The organism is Pseudarthrobacter kochi (genome assembly GCF_055412805.1).
This window is the reverse complement of sequence record NZ_JBVAYV010000060.1, coordinates 1-13,759: the sequence shown is the minus strand read 5'-3', so window position 1 is coordinate 13,759 and position 13,759 is coordinate 1. Positions and strand designations below refer to the sequence as shown.

The 13,759-nt window shown below is 67.5% G+C and carries 12 protein-coding genes and 1 tRNA gene; 10 read left to right on the top strand and 3 right to left on the bottom strand.

Translation table 11 applies throughout. The features are described from left to right. Nucleotides 1-106: 106 nt before the first annotated feature. Nucleotides 107-826, bottom strand: coding sequence for a response regulator (locus tag ACZY0Y_RS18300; protein ID WP_463882517.1), 720 nt, complete (start codon nt 824-826; stop codon nt 107-109). Next, a complete protein-coding gene (locus tag ACZY0Y_RS18295; RefSeq protein WP_463959635.1) occupies nt 823-2,535 on the bottom strand; it encodes a sensor histidine kinase in 1,713 nt (570 codons plus the stop codon). The genes ACZY0Y_RS18300 and ACZY0Y_RS18295 overlap by 4 nt, the downstream gene beginning before the upstream one ends. A 138-nt stretch (nt 2,536-2,673) precedes the next feature. Between ACZY0Y_RS18295 and ACZY0Y_RS18290 the strand changes: the two genes are divergently transcribed. The 10 genes from ACZY0Y_RS18290 (at nt 2,674) to ACZY0Y_RS18245 (ending at nt 12,553) form a co-directional block, all read left to right on the top strand. Then, a complete protein-coding gene (locus tag ACZY0Y_RS18290; protein WP_463882521.1) occupies nt 2,674-4,029 on the top strand; it encodes a cation:dicarboxylate symporter family transporter in 1,356 nt (451 codons plus the stop codon). Between the two features lie 302 nt (nt 4,030-4,331). Continuing rightward, nucleotides 4,332-5,231: a ParA family protein gene (locus ACZY0Y_RS18285; RefSeq protein WP_463882524.1), complete on the top strand. Its 900-nt coding sequence runs from the start codon at nt 4,332-4,334 to the stop codon at nt 5,229-5,231. A gap of 8 nt (nt 5,232-5,239) precedes the next feature. Further along, complete coding sequence (locus tag ACZY0Y_RS18280; protein ID WP_463959634.1) at nt 5,240-6,094, top strand: segregation and condensation protein A; 855 nt, start codon at nt 5,240-5,242, stop codon at nt 6,092-6,094. A 107-nt stretch (nt 6,095-6,201) separates the two neighbouring features. Next, nucleotides 6,202-6,783, top strand: a complete 582-nt coding sequence (gene scpB, locus ACZY0Y_RS18275; RefSeq protein WP_463959637.1) for an SMC-Scp complex subunit ScpB — start codon at nt 6,202-6,204, stop codon at nt 6,781-6,783. A gap of 110 nt (nt 6,784-6,893) precedes the next feature. Further along, complete coding sequence (locus ACZY0Y_RS18270) at nt 6,894-8,153, top strand: pseudouridine synthase (RefSeq protein WP_463959632.1); 1,260 nt, start codon at nt 6,894-6,896, stop codon at nt 8,151-8,153. Nucleotides 8,154-8,155: 2 nt separating this feature from the next. Further along, entirely contained in the window at nt 8,156-9,265 is a 1,110-nt protein-coding gene (locus tag ACZY0Y_RS18265) for a prephenate dehydrogenase (protein WP_463882531.1), read from the top strand. Continuing rightward, on the top strand, nt 9,265-9,993 hold the full coding sequence (cmk, locus tag ACZY0Y_RS18260) for a (d)CMP kinase (protein WP_463882534.1): 729 nt from the start codon (nt 9,265-9,267) through the stop codon (nt 9,991-9,993). The genes ACZY0Y_RS18265 and cmk overlap by 1 nt, the downstream gene beginning before the upstream one ends. A 91-nt stretch (nt 9,994-10,084) precedes the next feature. Further along, nucleotides 10,085-10,765 (top strand): lysophospholipid acyltransferase family protein, encoded by a 681-nt coding sequence (locus ACZY0Y_RS18255; RefSeq protein WP_463882698.1) that lies wholly within the window; start codon nt 10,085-10,087, stop codon nt 10,763-10,765. Next, complete coding sequence (der, locus tag ACZY0Y_RS18250) at nt 10,762-12,312, top strand: ribosome biogenesis GTPase Der (protein ID WP_160666557.1); 1,551 nt, start codon at nt 10,762-10,764, stop codon at nt 12,310-12,312. Before ACZY0Y_RS18255 ends, der begins: the two co-directional genes overlap by 4 nt. A gap of 164 nt (nt 12,313-12,476) precedes the next feature. After that, a tRNA-Pro gene (locus ACZY0Y_RS18245) sits at nt 12,477-12,553 on the top strand. A gap of 176 nt (nt 12,554-12,729) precedes the next feature. Here ACZY0Y_RS18245 and ACZY0Y_RS18240 read toward each other — a convergent pair. Beyond that, a complete protein-coding gene (locus ACZY0Y_RS18240) occupies nt 12,730-13,602 on the bottom strand; it encodes an alpha/beta fold hydrolase (protein WP_463959630.1) in 873 nt (290 codons plus the stop codon). Nucleotides 13,603-13,759: the final 157 nt, after the last annotated feature.

Here is a 13,759-nt window from a genome sequence, read left to right as displayed (position 1 = left end):
GAACACCCAAGGGCAGCGAGGCCCGGCACCCCACCACGCACTCAGCCCGCAAAACCGCCAAAAGTCAGATCCAGATCATCAGCCCAGGCGGATCGGTGGATCAAGGCTAAGCCCCCGCCCGGGTCCAGCGGTATTCGTTCTCCGGCCGCCCGGGCGCGCCGTAGCGTGCCGTCCGGGAGACGGTGCCGGCGTCGGCGAGGTATTCCAGGTAGCGCCGAGCGGTCACCCGGGACATGCCCAGCGCGTCCATCACCTCGCTGGCCGACACTGCTCCGGACTGCCGCTTCATGAAGTCCTGCACCGATTCCAGGGTGGACACCGCCAGCCCCTTGGGCAAGGGCAGCTCCGAGGGGGCCCGCAGGCTCGCGAAGGCCTGGTCCACATCGCTCTGCGACGCACCGGGACCGGCATGTCCGGCGGCAGGGGAGGCCAGCTGCTGCCGGAAGAGCCGATAGCTGGTGAGCTTGTCCGCAAAGGTCGCAAAGGTGAACGGCTTGATCAGGTACTGGACCACCCCGGTGGCCACCGCGCTGCGGACAATGGTCAGTTCCCGGACTGCGGTGATGGCGATGATGTCCGCGAACAGCCCCGCGGCACGCATGCGCCGGGCGATGTCGAGGCCGTGAAGATCCGGCAGGTTCATGTCCAGCAGCACCAGCTCCACCGGGGTGCCCGCCGCCGCGAAGTCCGTCATCAGCCGGAGCGCGGACTGTCCGTCCGGGGCGGAGCCGGCCAGCGTGAATCCCTCCAGCCGGCCGACATAGGCGGCGTGGGCTGCCGCCGCAATGGGCTCGTCTTCGACGACGAGTACACGGATCTCGCTCATTGCTGTCCCTCTGTGGTCAGTGCCGCCGCCGGCGATGCCGCAGTTGATGCCGGCGGCGATGCAGCCGAAGCCGTTGGCAGCGTGACGCGGAACAGCGCCCCGGCCGGGCTCGTGATTGTCATGGTACCGCCGAGCCGCTGCACCGCCTGGCGGACCAGGGCCAGGCCGAGTCCCCGCCCGAACGGCCCCGGAGTCTTGGTGCTGAAACCATGCCGGAAGATATCCTCCACGGCCTGCGGGTCGATCCCGGGCCCGCTGTCCTCCACCGTGATCGCCAGGGACCCGGCGGATGCTTCCACCGTGAGCTCCACGAGTTTCGGGGCCGGCGCCTCAGCCGCGGCGTCGATGGCGTTGTCCAGCAGGTTGCCCAGGATCGCCACGAGGTCCTGCACGGCCAGGCCGGTCACGGCGGACGGTCCAGTCCCGTTTCCCACGGTGTTGAGGGTCAGTTCGACGCCGCGCTCGTGGGCCTCGGCGGCCTTGCCCATGATGAGGGCACCGAGCACGGGCTCGTCGATGGAGCTCACCACGTCATCGGTCAGCCGCTGGCTCAGCTCGAGGTCCTGGGTAGCGAAGTCCAGCGCTTCAGGGCCGCGTCCCAGTTCCATCAGGGAGACGATCATATGCAGCCGGTTGGCGTGTTCGTGGGTCTGGGCGCGCAGGGCATCGGAGAGGGTGCGCATGGTCTCCAGCTTGCTGCCCAGCGATTCGATCTCGGTGCGGTCGCGGATCGTGGCCACGGTCCCGTAGACGTCCGGGGCTGCGCGGCCGCCGGCCGGGCGGGGCCCGACGGCCGGTCCCTGGTTGACCACCAGGATCCGCGGGCCGGTCAGGTGGATCTCGTCCAGCGCGGTCCGGCCCGACTCGAACAGCTCCCGAAGGCTGGGGTCCAGCGGGAGCTCGGCGAGCGACGGCGCCTCCTGCCGGCCGCCGTCGGCCGATGCGCCTCCGACGTCGGACGAGAGCGGTGTGAGTCCGAGCAGTACGGCGGCCTGGTCGTTGTACATGACGACCTTGCCCTTGGGATCGATCAGGATGACGCCTTCACGGACCGAATGGAGCACCGATTCGTAGTAGGCGAAGAGCTGGGCGAGCTGCTCCGGGCCCCAGCCACGCGTGACCTGGCGGAGGTACCGCCCCAGCAGCCAGGACGCCACCGATCCGCCGGCGAGCAGGGCCAGCCCGATGGCCGCCAGCGCCGGAAGCCTGCCGGAGACGGCGATGTCCACGGTGCGGACGGTGACGCCGGCCGCAACCAGCGCCCGGACCGTGCCATCCGCATCCTTGACCGGGGCGATGGTGCGCACCGAGGGGCCGAGGGTGCCGGCCGTCATCTCGGTGAACACCCGGCCCTGGAGGGCGGCATCGATGGAGCCGATATACGGCTTCCCGAGTTCCTCCTCCCGGGGATGGGTCCACCGCGTGCGGTCCGGGGCCATGATCGTGATGAAATCCGCGTCCGCGTCCGCCATGACCTCCAGGGCATACGGCTGCAGCAGGGCGGTGGGATCCGCGGCGCCCGCCGCATCCAGCACGAGGGGATTATCTGCCACCGCAGTCGCGACGGCGGCCATCCGCCGGCCGGCTTCGTCATACGCGTAGTCGCGCGCGTCAACGAAGGTGGCGGTGCCGACGATGGCCGTCAGCGCCAGCATAAAGAGCAGGTGGGCCACAAACAGCCGTCTGGCGATGCTCCAGCGGTGGATCATCAATACCTTCCATGACCAATATGAACGCAACGGTGATGCGCGTCACTGAATCCCCAATGATGGTGGAACACGCAGAACGGACGCGAATGGCCCACAGCCTGTGCCGCACCGACGTCCAGCCTATCCAAGGAGAACATCATGACCTCTCAACGAGGAGAGTCAGCGGCACTGGCCGCGACACCGCTCAAGAAGCGCAAGCGGCTCGACAAGTCCCATTATCTCTACATCGCGGTCATCGTGGCCGTCGTCCTCGGCGCCCTCGTCGGGCTGATGTTCCCCGAGGTGGGCAAGTCCCTGAAGCCGCTGGGCGACGGGTTCATCAAACTCATCAAGATGATGATCGGCCCGGTCATCTTCTGCACCATCGTCCTCGGCATCGGTTCCATCGCCAAGGCGGCCACGGTCGGCAAGGTCGGCGGCCTGGCCCTGGGCTACTTCATGGTGATGTCCACGTTCGCGCTGGCCATCGGCCTGGTCGTGGGTAACCTGATCCACCCGGGCGAGGGCCTCAAGCTCGCCCCCTACGACCCGAACAAGAAGGCGGCCACGGACAGCACGGTCGACTTCCTGCTGGGCATCATCCCCGGCGACATCCCGGTCCTGCCGACCCTTCTCGCCGCGATCCTGGTCGGCTTCGCCCTGCAGCGGATGGGCGCACAGGGCGCTTCGATCCTCAAGGCCGTCGGCTACGGCCAGGCCCTCGTGTTCCGCATCCTGGTCATGATCATGTGGCTGGCCCCGGTCGGAGCCTTCGGCGCGATCGCCGCCGTCGTCGGTGCCACCGGCGTGCAGGCCATCTTCAGCATGGCGACCCTGATGGTCGCCTTCTACGTCACCTGCGCCCTGTTCATCGTCGTGATCCTCGGCGGACTGCTCAAGATCGTCGCCGGCGTCAGCATCTTCCGGCTGATGAAGTACCTGGGCCGCGAGTACCTGCTGATCTTCTCCACTTCATCCTCCGAAGCCGCGCTGCCCCGGCTGATCGCGAAAATGGAGCACCTCGGGGTGTCCAAGCCGGTCGTTGGCGTCACGGTCCCTACCGGCTACTCCTTCAACCTCGACGGCACGGCCATCTACCTGACGATGGCTTCGCTGTTCGTGGCCAACGCCATGGGCACTCCGCTGGACCTGGGCGCCCAGGTCTCGCTGCTGATCTTCATGATTATTGCCTCCAAGGGCGCCGCGGGCGTCACGGGTGCCGGCCTGGCCACGCTGGCCGCGGGACTCCAGGCGCATGCGCCGCAGCTTCTGGGCGGCGTGGGCATGATCGTCGGCATCGACCGCTTTATGTCCGAAGCCCGGGCGCTGACCAACTTCACCGGCAACGCCGTGGCCACCGTGCTGATCGGCACCTGGGTCAAGGAGATCGACGGCGGACAGGTCGAGCGTGTCCTCTCCGGCAGCGAGCCCTTCAACGAACAGACCATGATCGCCGGACACGGTGCGCCTGAGGAGGAAGTGGCTCCGGAAAAGCCGGTCCTGGCCAACGCCTAAGCCGCCGCACCCCCCGCCAGTTACTGGCCAAAACCGCCCGGACGCCGGCCAGCGTCCGGGCGGTTTTTCGCGCCACGACACCAACCTTCGACTTCTACCAGAGGGTTGAGGCTCAAACAATGGCCGCTGTCAAGGTCCGCGGAATACCGTGTCGGGCGCTGTAACCTTGGGAGGAATGAGACCGGCGCTGGACGTCCGGGGCGCAAGTCTCAAGCAGGCGCAAGTCTCAAGCAGGCGCAAGTCTCAAGCAGGCAGCAATATCAAGCACGACCATCACCGTCATCGAAAGTGTGGATAGATACGTGAGCAGCGAACAGGGTTCAGCAACTCTGGAAGGCATCGAACGCGATCTGGAAGACGCCGTCATGGGCCCCACCGGGCGCCCTCAACGCGACTTTCCGGAGCCCGCGCCGCTGTCAACCCACGGCCCCGCGCGGGTCATCGCCATGGTCAACCAGAAGGGCGGGGTGGGTAAAACCACGTCCACCATCAACCTTGCCGCCGCGCTGGCCGAATACGGCCGCCGTGTCCTTGTCGTGGACTTCGACCCGCAGGGTGCCCTCTCCGCCGGCCTCGGCATCAACCCGCACGAACTGGACCTCACGGTCTACAACGTCCTCATGGACCGCAAGGTCGACATCCGCGACGCCATCCACAAGACCGGCGTGGAAAATTTGGACCTGCTCCCGGCCAACATCGACCTCTCCGCCGCGGAAGTCCAGCTCGTCAACGAGGTTGCCCGCGAACAGGTGCTGGACCGGGCCCTGAAGAAGGTCGAGGATGACTACGACGTCGTCCTGATCGACTGCCAGCCCTCGCTGGGCCTGCTCACGGTCAACGCGCTGACGGCGGCCCACGGCGTCATCATCCCGCTGATCTGCGAGTTCTTCGCCCTGCGCGCCGTCGCACTGCTGGTGGAGACAATCGACAAGGTCCAGGACCGACTGAACCCGCGGCTCCAGGTCGATGGCGTCCTCGCCACCATGTACGACGCCCGCACGCTGCACAGCCGGGAGGTGATCTCCCGCCTCGTGGAGGCCTTCGGCGACAAGGTCTTCGAAACCGTCATCAAGCGCTCCATCAAGTTCGCCGACGCCACGGTCGCGGCCGAGCCCATCACCAGCTACGCCGGCAACCACATCGGCGCCGACGCCTACCGGAACCTGGCCAAAGAGCTCATTTCGCGCGGCGGCGCACCCTAGTCAGGGCCGTGGCAGAAACAGGCCCTTACACAGCGCAGCCGGGGCTTGGGCCGGCCGGGAGGAAGCCCGGCTTCGAGGTCCGGCTGGCGAACTTCACGGGCCCCTTCGATCTCCTGCTGGGCCTGATTTCCAAACACCAGCTGGACATTACCGAAGTGGCGCTGTCCACCGTCACCGATGAGTTCATCAAGTACATCAAGCGCCTGCAGAACCTGGGCGAGGAATGGGCCCTTGATGAGGCCAGCGAATTCCTCGTCATCGCCGCCACCCTGCTGGACCTCAAAGCCGCCCGGCTGTTGCCTGCCGGCGAAGTTGAGGACGAGGAGGACATCGCGCTGCTGGAAGCCCGCGACCTCCTCTTCGCCCGGCTCCTGCAGTACAAAGCGTTCAAGCACGTGGCGGGCATGATGGGTTCCACCCTCGAACTCGAGGCCCGGCGCTATCCGCGGCAGGTGGCGCTGGAGGGGCACTTCGCGGCGCTTCTGCCGGAGCTCCTCTGGCGGCACACCCCGCAGCAGTTCGCTTCCCTGGCCGAGGCCGCCCTCAAGCCCAAGGAAGCGGCGCCCACCGAGGTGGGCCTCGCCCACCTGCACGGCACCGCCGTCAGCGTCAAGGAGCAGGCCGAACTGCTGGGCCGCCGGCTGCAGCGCGGCACCCCTCTGACCTTCCGGGCCCTGATTGCCGACGCCGAATCCACCCTCGTGGTGGTGGCCCGCTTCCTGGCGCTGCTGGAGCTGTTCCGGGACAAAGCGGTGGCGTTCGAACAGTTGCTTCCGCTGGGGGACCTGACAGTCCGCTGGACCGCTGGCGGCGGGGCCTGGAGCAGCGAAAACCTGAGTGAAGAATATGAGGAGCAGCCGTGAATGACACCCAGCCTGAGCCGGCGGCGGGGACCGGCCCGGACGCCGGCAGCCTCCCGGGCGGCGGCAATTTTCCCGGCGGCGCCCGGGCAGCCCTCGAAGCCGTGCTGATGGTGATCGACCAGCCGGCGACGGCGACGGAGCTCGCCTCCGGACTGAACCTGACCCTCGACGTCGTCGAGGAACTGCTCGCGGAACTACAGCGGGAGTATAACGGCTATACTGTTAATGCCCCGGCTGTGGACGACGCCAGTACTGCTATCAGTAGTGCCGGTTTCAGTGCCACTCCCCGGGGTTTTGAATTGCGGAATATCGCCGGAGGCTGGCGGATCTATTCCCGCGCTGAGTTCGCCGATATTGTCGGCGCGTTCGTGCTGGAGGGACAGACAGCCAGGCTGACGCAGGCGGCGCTCGAAACGCTCGCCGTCATCGCTTACCGCCAGCCTGTTTCCAGGGCGCGGGTGTCTGCAATTCGAGGAGTTAATGTTGACTCCGTCGTGCGGACGCTGACGCAGCGCGGGCTGATCGAGGACTCGGGAACTGATCCTGAATCCGGGGCCATCCTGTACCGCACGACGTCGTATTTCCTGGAGCGGATGGGAATCGGCTCGGTGGCGGAATTGCCGCAACTTTCACCCCATCTTCCGGGGCTGGAAGGCATCGAGGAGTTCTACGACGCAGCGAGAATGTAGGCAGGAACAACTGCCTGCGCACGGAATCCACCGGGGCAGAAGCTTTTTGCCCCAGCCGGCGGGTGTTGTCGGGAGACAGCGGCCGTTGGCCAATAAACGAAGGACGGGTCATGACACAGGCGGGACGCCAGGGTTCACCACGTAACAGTTCGGGACGCAACAGTGCCGGACAAAATTTTGCCGGACGCAGCAGTGCCGGACAAAACCCGGCGCAGGGCTCAGGCCGCGGCGCACAGGGCAGCGGAAGCCGCAGCGGCGGAGCCGGCTTCAAGGGCGGCGTAGACCGCCCCTTCAAGCGCCCCAAGCCCCGCGAAGAAGCCTTCATCGATCCGGACCTGCAGGGCCCCGACGGCGCGCCGTCGGCCAGGCCGTCGACAAGCCGGCCGGCCTCCGGGGACTGGAAGTCCAAGGCTCCCTCCGGCAAGGAGGCTGCCCGCAAGGCCGCCGCCCGCAAGCCCGGCTTCGGCAAGGCACCCGGCACCCCCGGTGCCCTCAAGCCCAAACCGCGCACCGGCGCCGCGAAGTCCGCCGGCCCCCGCGCCTTCGGCAGCGAACGCTTCGGCCAGAACCTCGGACCCGTGCGCAAGCCGGCCCGTAAGCGCGGACCCCGCGCCGACGTGCCCCAGTCCGAAGTCCACGACCAGGACGGCATCCGCCTGCAGAAGGTCATGGCGTCGGCCGGCGTCGCCTCACGGCGCGTCTGCGAGGAAATGATCGCCGAAGGCCGGGTTGAGGTCGACGGCCAGGTCGTCACCGAGCTCGGCGTCCGCGTCGACCCGAAGAGTGCCGTGATCCACGTCGACGGGCTCCGCATCCAGCTCGACGAGAACATGGTCTACATGGTGTTCAACAAGCCCAAGGGCGTTGTCTCCACCATGGAAGACCCCGACGGCCGTCCCTGCGTCAGCGACTTCGTCCGCAACAACCACGGCGAACGCCTGTTCCACGTAGGCCGTCTCGACGTCGCCACCGAGGGGCTGCTGCTGCTGACGAACGACGGCGAACTCGCCAACCGCCTGACGCACCCCTCCTACGAAGTCCCCAAGACCTACCTCGTGCAGGTCCGCGGTCCGTTCCCGCAGGGCGTCGGCGCACAGCTCAAGGCCGGCGTCGAACTTGAAGACGGCATCGCTTCGGTGGACTCCTTCAAACTCGTGGACTCCACCCCCGGCCACGTGCTGATCGAGGTCGTGCTGCACTCGGGCAAGAACCGGATCGTCCGGCGCCTCTTCGACGCCGTCGGTTTCCCGGTGCTCCGCCTGGTCCGCGTGAAGGTCGGCCCGATCGGCCTGGGCGACCAGCGCCAGGGCAGCATCCGCAACCTCGGCAAGCAGGAAGTCGGCCACCTGCTGGCATCCGTAGGGCTGTAGGTATGTCCGCCTTTCGCACCCACGGCCGCGGCCACCTCAACGGTCCGGTGGTGGTCGTGGGGACAGGGCTCCTGGGCACCAGCATCGGGCTGGGGCTGCGGGGCCGCGGAGTGGCAGTCTTCCTCTCCGACCCTTCGCCCACGAACCAGGCCGTCGCCGTCGACATCGGCGCCGGCCTGCCGTTGGCGCGCCTTGACGGCGAGCAGCCCGAACTCGTCGTGGTGGCCGCCCCGCCGGACGTCACGGCCGACGTCGTCGAACGCGCCCTCGCGGACTACCCCGGGGCAACCGTCGTGGACATCGCCAGCGTGAAGGCCGGCATCCAGGCCGAGCTCCGCGCCCGCGGCGCCGACCTCGGCCGCTACGTGGGAACCCACCCGATGGCCGGCCGCGAAAAGTCCGGTCCCGTCGCGGCCCGCGGCGAACTCTTCACCTCCATGCCGTGGGTCCTGTGCCCCTCGGCGGAGACCCTGCCCCAGGCCCTGCAGGATGCGCGCGCGCTGGCCGTGGACCTGGGCGCCGTCGTCTCCGAATTCGGGGCCGAGGAGCACGACGAGGCGGTGGCGCTCGTCTCGCATGTCCCGCAGGTGGTGTCCTCGCTCGTGGCGAGCCGGCTGCAGGGCACACCCCTGCATGCGCTGTCCCTCGCGGGCAACGGGCTGCGGGACGTCACCCGGATCGCGGCCAGTGATCCGACCCTGTGGGTGCAGATCCTCGGGGCGAACGCGGAGAAGGTCGTGAAGATCCTGCACGGCGTCCGCGAGGACCTCAACCGTGTCATCGGCACGCTCGAGAACCCGACGGCACCCGGTGCCCGGCTGGACCTTGCCCAGCTGATCAGCGAAGGCAACGCCGGCCAGTCCCGCATCCCGGGCAAGCACGGCGGACCCCCGCAGGCCTACTCCTGGCTGACAGTCCTGGTGGACGACACACCCGGACAGATCGCCCGGCTCCTGACGGAGATCGGCGAGATCGGCGTCAACCTCGAGGACCTCCGCCTGGACCACTCCTCGGGCCAGAACGTGGGCATGGTGGAAATCTCCGTCCTGCCGAACAAGCACGAACTGCTCATCGAAGCCCTCAACGACCGTGGATGGCGGGTACTCCAGTAATGACCCAGGAACTTATCGCAACCGTGGACGTCCTCCGCCCCGGAAAAAGCCTTGTCGTAGCCATCGACGGGCCGTCCGGATCGGGCAAGTCCAGCGTCAGCAAAGAGGTGGCACGCCGGCTCAAGCTGGCCTACCTCGACACCGGCGCCATGTACCGTGCCCTGACCTGGTTCTGCCTGGACAACGGCACGGACCTGGACGACGGCGCCGCCGTCGAGGCCGCTTCCAAGAGCCTTCCGCTGGAAATCAGCACGAACCCGCTGGAGGAATACGTCCGGGTCGGCGGTACCGATGTCACGCTCGCGATCCGCGAGCCGTCGATATCCGCCGCCGTCAGCGCCGTCGCCACCACCCTCGGCGCCCGCACCGAACTGATCCGCCGGCAGCGCGAGCTGATCGAAAAGCACCACCGCCGCATGGTGGTCGAAGGGCGGGACATCACCACCGTCGTCGCGCCCCATGCCGAAGTGCGGATGCTGCTCACCGCGAGCGAAGAGGCGCGGCTGCGCCGCCGGGGCATCCAGCTCGGCGGCAGCCAAAGCGCCGAACAGCTCGCGGCCCAGGTAACCCAGCGCGACGCGAAGGACTCGACCGTGGTGAACTTCACCCGGGCCGCCGACGGCGTGGTGACACTGGACTCCTCGGAGCTCGACTTCGCCGGGACCGTCGACGCCGCGCTCGGCATCGTGACAGGCATCGTCAATCACCAGGCGCTCCACCATGACTGACGCCGCGCAGCAGCAGCAGCAGGCGGTCCAGGCACCCGTCCTGCCCGTGGTCCGGGTGCCGGCCCGCTGGACAACTCTCTGGAGCCGGCCCGTGGGCTGGGTCCTGGACCACGTCCTCTACCGGACCTCGGTCACGGGACGGTCGAATGTCCCGGCGACCGGTCCGGTGATCTTCGCCGGCAACCACATCAGCTTTCTGGACGGACCGGTGATGTTCGGGGCATCCCCGCGTGCCATGCACATCCTGGTCAAGAAGGAAATGTTCACCGGCTTCCTGGGCCGGGTGCTCCAGGCCTCCGGCCAGCTGGCGGTGGACCGCGCGGGCGACCGTGCGGCCCTCCTCACGGCCAAGAGCGTGCTCGACGCCGGACGGTGCGTCGGGATACTCCCCGAAGGTACTCGGGGGAGCGGCGAAGCCTCCGCCATCAACAAGGGGGTCGCCTGGCTCGCGCTGAACTCCGGCGCGACCGTGGTCCCCGTCGCCATCCTCGGTACCCGGGCCGGCGGCGAACACCTCGACGCCCTTCCACGGCTGCGCCGCCGGCTGCACGTCAGCTTCGGCGGAGCCCTCAACGTCAGCCGCAGGCCCGGCGAGACCGGGCGTGTTTCAATGGACAGGGCCGGAACCGAGATCCGCGCCGCGCTGGCGCGCCATGTCCAGGACTCGATCCAAAGAACAGGGCAGCCCTTGCCCGACGCGGATTCCCCGCAAGAACGTCATGAAGCAGTAGCCGGGACGCCGGCAGATCACCCCATAAGGAAAGTGCAATGAGCGATACGACTCAAACCTCCGGCCAATTTGGCGCCGGCGAAGACGAATACACGCCCACCGGCACGGACCAGGTGGCCGAGCACCTCGCCGCCCTGGACGACGACGAGGCAGAGCTCCGCGCGGCCTCCCTTCGGGCCGGCCTGGACGACTACGAGCTCGACGAAGAGGACGCCGCCCTCCTGAGCGGCGAGTACGACGACGAGGATTTTGACGGCCCGGTCAAGCTTGATCCGGTCCTGGCCATCATCGGCCGTCCCAACGTCGGCAAGTCCACCCTGGTGAACCGTATCCTCGGCCGCCGCGAGGCCGTGGTGGAAGACACCCCCGGCGTCACGCGCGACCGGGTCATGTACTCGGCCACCTGGAACGGCCGGAACTTCACGGTCGTCGACACCGGCGGCTGGGAGCACGATGCCCGCGGCATTCACGCCCGCGTCGCCGAGCAGGCCGAGATGGCCGTGGAACTTGCCGACGCCGTCCTGTTCGTCGTCGACTCCGCCGTGGGCGCCACCGCCACGGACGAGGCCGTCGTGAAGATGCTTCGCAAGTCCAAGAAGCCGGTCATCATGGTGGCCAACAAGGTGGATGACTTTGCGCAGGAAGCCGATTCGGCCACGCTCTGGGGCCTCGGCTTCGGCGAGCCGTACCCGGTCTCGGCACTGCACGGCCGGGGCGTCGCCGACCTCCTGGACCATGTCATGGACACTCTTCCCGAGTACTCCACGATCGAAGGCCTGGAGCGCTCCGGCGGTCCGCGGCGCATCGCCCTGATCGGGCGTCCGAACGTTGGCAAGTCCTCGCTGCTGAACAAGCTGGCCGGTTCCGAGCGCGTTGTCGTGGACAACACCGCCGGCACCACGCGTGACCCGGTCGATGAGTTCATCGAACTCGGCGGGCGCACCTGGCGTTTCGTGGATACCGCCGGTATCCGCCGCCGCCAGCACATGGCGCAGGGCGCCGACTTCTACGCCTCGCTGCGGACGCAAAGCGCCCTCGAAAAGGCGGAGGTCGCCGTCGTGCTCCTCGCGGTGGATGAAGTGCTCAGCGAACAGGACGTCCGCATCCTGCAGCTGGCCATCGAATCCGGCCGTGCCCTGGTCCTTGCGTTCAACAAGTGGGACCTGCTCGACGACGAACGCCGCACCTACCTCGAACGCGAAATCGAGCAGGACCTGGCCCACGTGGCATGGGCACCGCGGGTCAACATCTCGGCCAAGACCGGCTGGCACAAGGACAGGCTCGTCCCTGCCCTGGACACCGCACTGGAAAGCTGGGACAAGCGCATCGCCACCGGCAGGCTCAACGCCTTCCTGGGCGAACTGGTAGCCGCGCACCCGCACCCGGTCCGCGGCGGCAAGCAGCCCCGCATCCTCTTCGGCACCCAGGCCTCGAGCCGCCCGCCGAAGTTCGTGCTCTTCACCACCGGGTTCCTGGACCCGGGCTACCGCCGCTTCATCACCCGCCGGCTGCGCGAAACCTTTGGCTTCGAGGGCACGCCGATCGAGGTCAACATGCGGGTGCGTGAAAAGCGCGGCAAGAAGCGTTAATTTCGGGCGCCGCCGGGGGAAAAAAGTTCCGTGACAGGCTGAAAGTGTCACGGGCACCCTCCGGAATCGTGTAAGCTTTTGGAGGTGGTTCGGCCGGACTGCTCAGATGAAATCCCCTGGCTACTGAAGAGGATGGCATCATGAGCGGAGAACGGCGGAACTGACGGGCTGTAGCGCAGCTTGGTAGCGCACTTGACTGGGGGTCAAGGGGTCGCAGGTTCAAATCCTGTCAGCCCGACCAACAGAAAGTACCCCGCCATTCCCGACCAGGGAATGGCGGGGTTTTCTGTTTCTCCGGCGGCCGTTCACCTCGCGGCTGGTGACACGCTTCGCCGGTCCGGCCGTGCACCCGCAGGTGGCTGGTTGCAGGTGGTGGAACCTGGGGCGGGGCGGGGCGGGGCGTGCCCCGGGTGTTAGTCAGTCGCTCAGGAATGGGATGAGGAGCGGGTTGATGCGGTCCGGGAACTCATAGTGTGCCAAGTGTCCGGAGCCCTCGATTTCGTGGTACTCGATGTCGGACAGCAGGTCTCGCAGCCTGCTCATCGATTCCCGAGGAATCTTCTGGTCGAGTGTCCCCCAGGTGAGCAGCAGCGGGATCGCTTGGTTCCCGATGGTCCGGTAGCAGGAGGTTGCGTCCTTCAACGCGTCGCCCCGGAGGTTGGACAGCATTGCCCTCCGCTTGCCGCGGTAGCGGAACTGCTCTGTCACCCGGGGCTGGAGCTCAGCCTTCGTGTCGGCGTACACGACGGCATCGGAGAGGTCTGCCAGCTTGCGGTCAGCCACCACTCGCAGGAGAACCTCTCCAACGATCGGCGTCACCATGAGCCGGTAGAGCACACGCCCGGATCCGGGAAGTTCGTCGAAGAGGGGTGCCAGCAGGGCGAGGCGGCCGACCGCCCCTGGATTTTCGGCAGCGAAGCAGGTGGCAATGCTTCCTCCTTGGGACGTCCCCACCACGCGGACTGGGTACGCGATGCCGAGACGGTCCAGCAACTCCGCGAGTTGAACGTTGTAGAAGTGGCGGTCATAGCTCGGCAGTCTCGGCCTGTCCGAGAAGCCGTGACCGAAGAGGTCGTATCGGAGCACGCGGAATCCGGCGTCGCACAGAGGCCCAACTGTCCGGTCCCACGTGATGTATGGAGCCGCGTTGCCGTGGATGAGCACGACTGTCTCGGCGTCCGCGTCGCCCCGGAGTTCGTAGTGGGTGACGCCTGCCGGAAGCTCCACGAAACGGCCGGGCAGTCTGCTTCGTGTTTCGACCGTCAGATCCTGCGGCCTGGTACCAAACATCTCGGCTTCTTCCTGTCGTTAGCCGGGGCATGGGGCGACCCGGGTGCGGGGTGCTCCCGGCGGGGCAGGGCCACGGACCCGGCGTGGGCGAACCGGATGCTGCTGGTGAAAGCCGGAGAAAACCTCTCCGACCGTGCGCAGTACCGCCTGGCCAGTG

Bases quoted from the DNA above. Each gene is read 5' to 3' on its own strand.
- ACZY0Y_RS18265 (WP_463882531.1), top strand. From the start codon at position 8,156: ATGTCCGCCTTTCGCACCCACGGCCGCGGCCACCTCAACGGTCCGGTG.
- ACZY0Y_RS18300 (WP_463882517.1), bottom strand. From the start codon at position 826: ATGAGCGAGATCCGTGTACTCGTCGTCGAAGACGAGCCCATTGCGGCG.
- ACZY0Y_RS18295 (WP_463959635.1), bottom strand. From the start codon at position 2,535: ATGATCCACCGCTGGAGCATCGCCAGACGGCTGTTTGTGGCCCACCTG.
- der (WP_160666557.1), top strand. From the start codon at position 10,762: ATGAGCGATACGACTCAAACCTCCGGCCAATTTGGCGCCGGCGAAGAC.
- scpB (WP_463959637.1), top strand. From the start codon at position 6,202: ATGGTGATCGACCAGCCGGCGACGGCGACGGAGCTCGCCTCCGGACTG.
- ACZY0Y_RS18270 (WP_463959632.1), top strand. From the start codon at position 6,894: ATGACACAGGCGGGACGCCAGGGTTCACCACGTAACAGTTCGGGACGC.
- cmk (WP_463882534.1), top strand. From the start codon at position 9,265: ATGACCCAGGAACTTATCGCAACCGTGGACGTCCTCCGCCCCGGAAAA.
- ACZY0Y_RS18290 (WP_463882521.1), top strand. From the start codon at position 2,674: ATGACCTCTCAACGAGGAGAGTCAGCGGCACTGGCCGCGACACCGCTC.
- ACZY0Y_RS18240 (WP_463959630.1), bottom strand. From the start codon at position 13,602: ATGTTTGGTACCAGGCCGCAGGATCTGACGGTCGAAACACGAAGCAGA.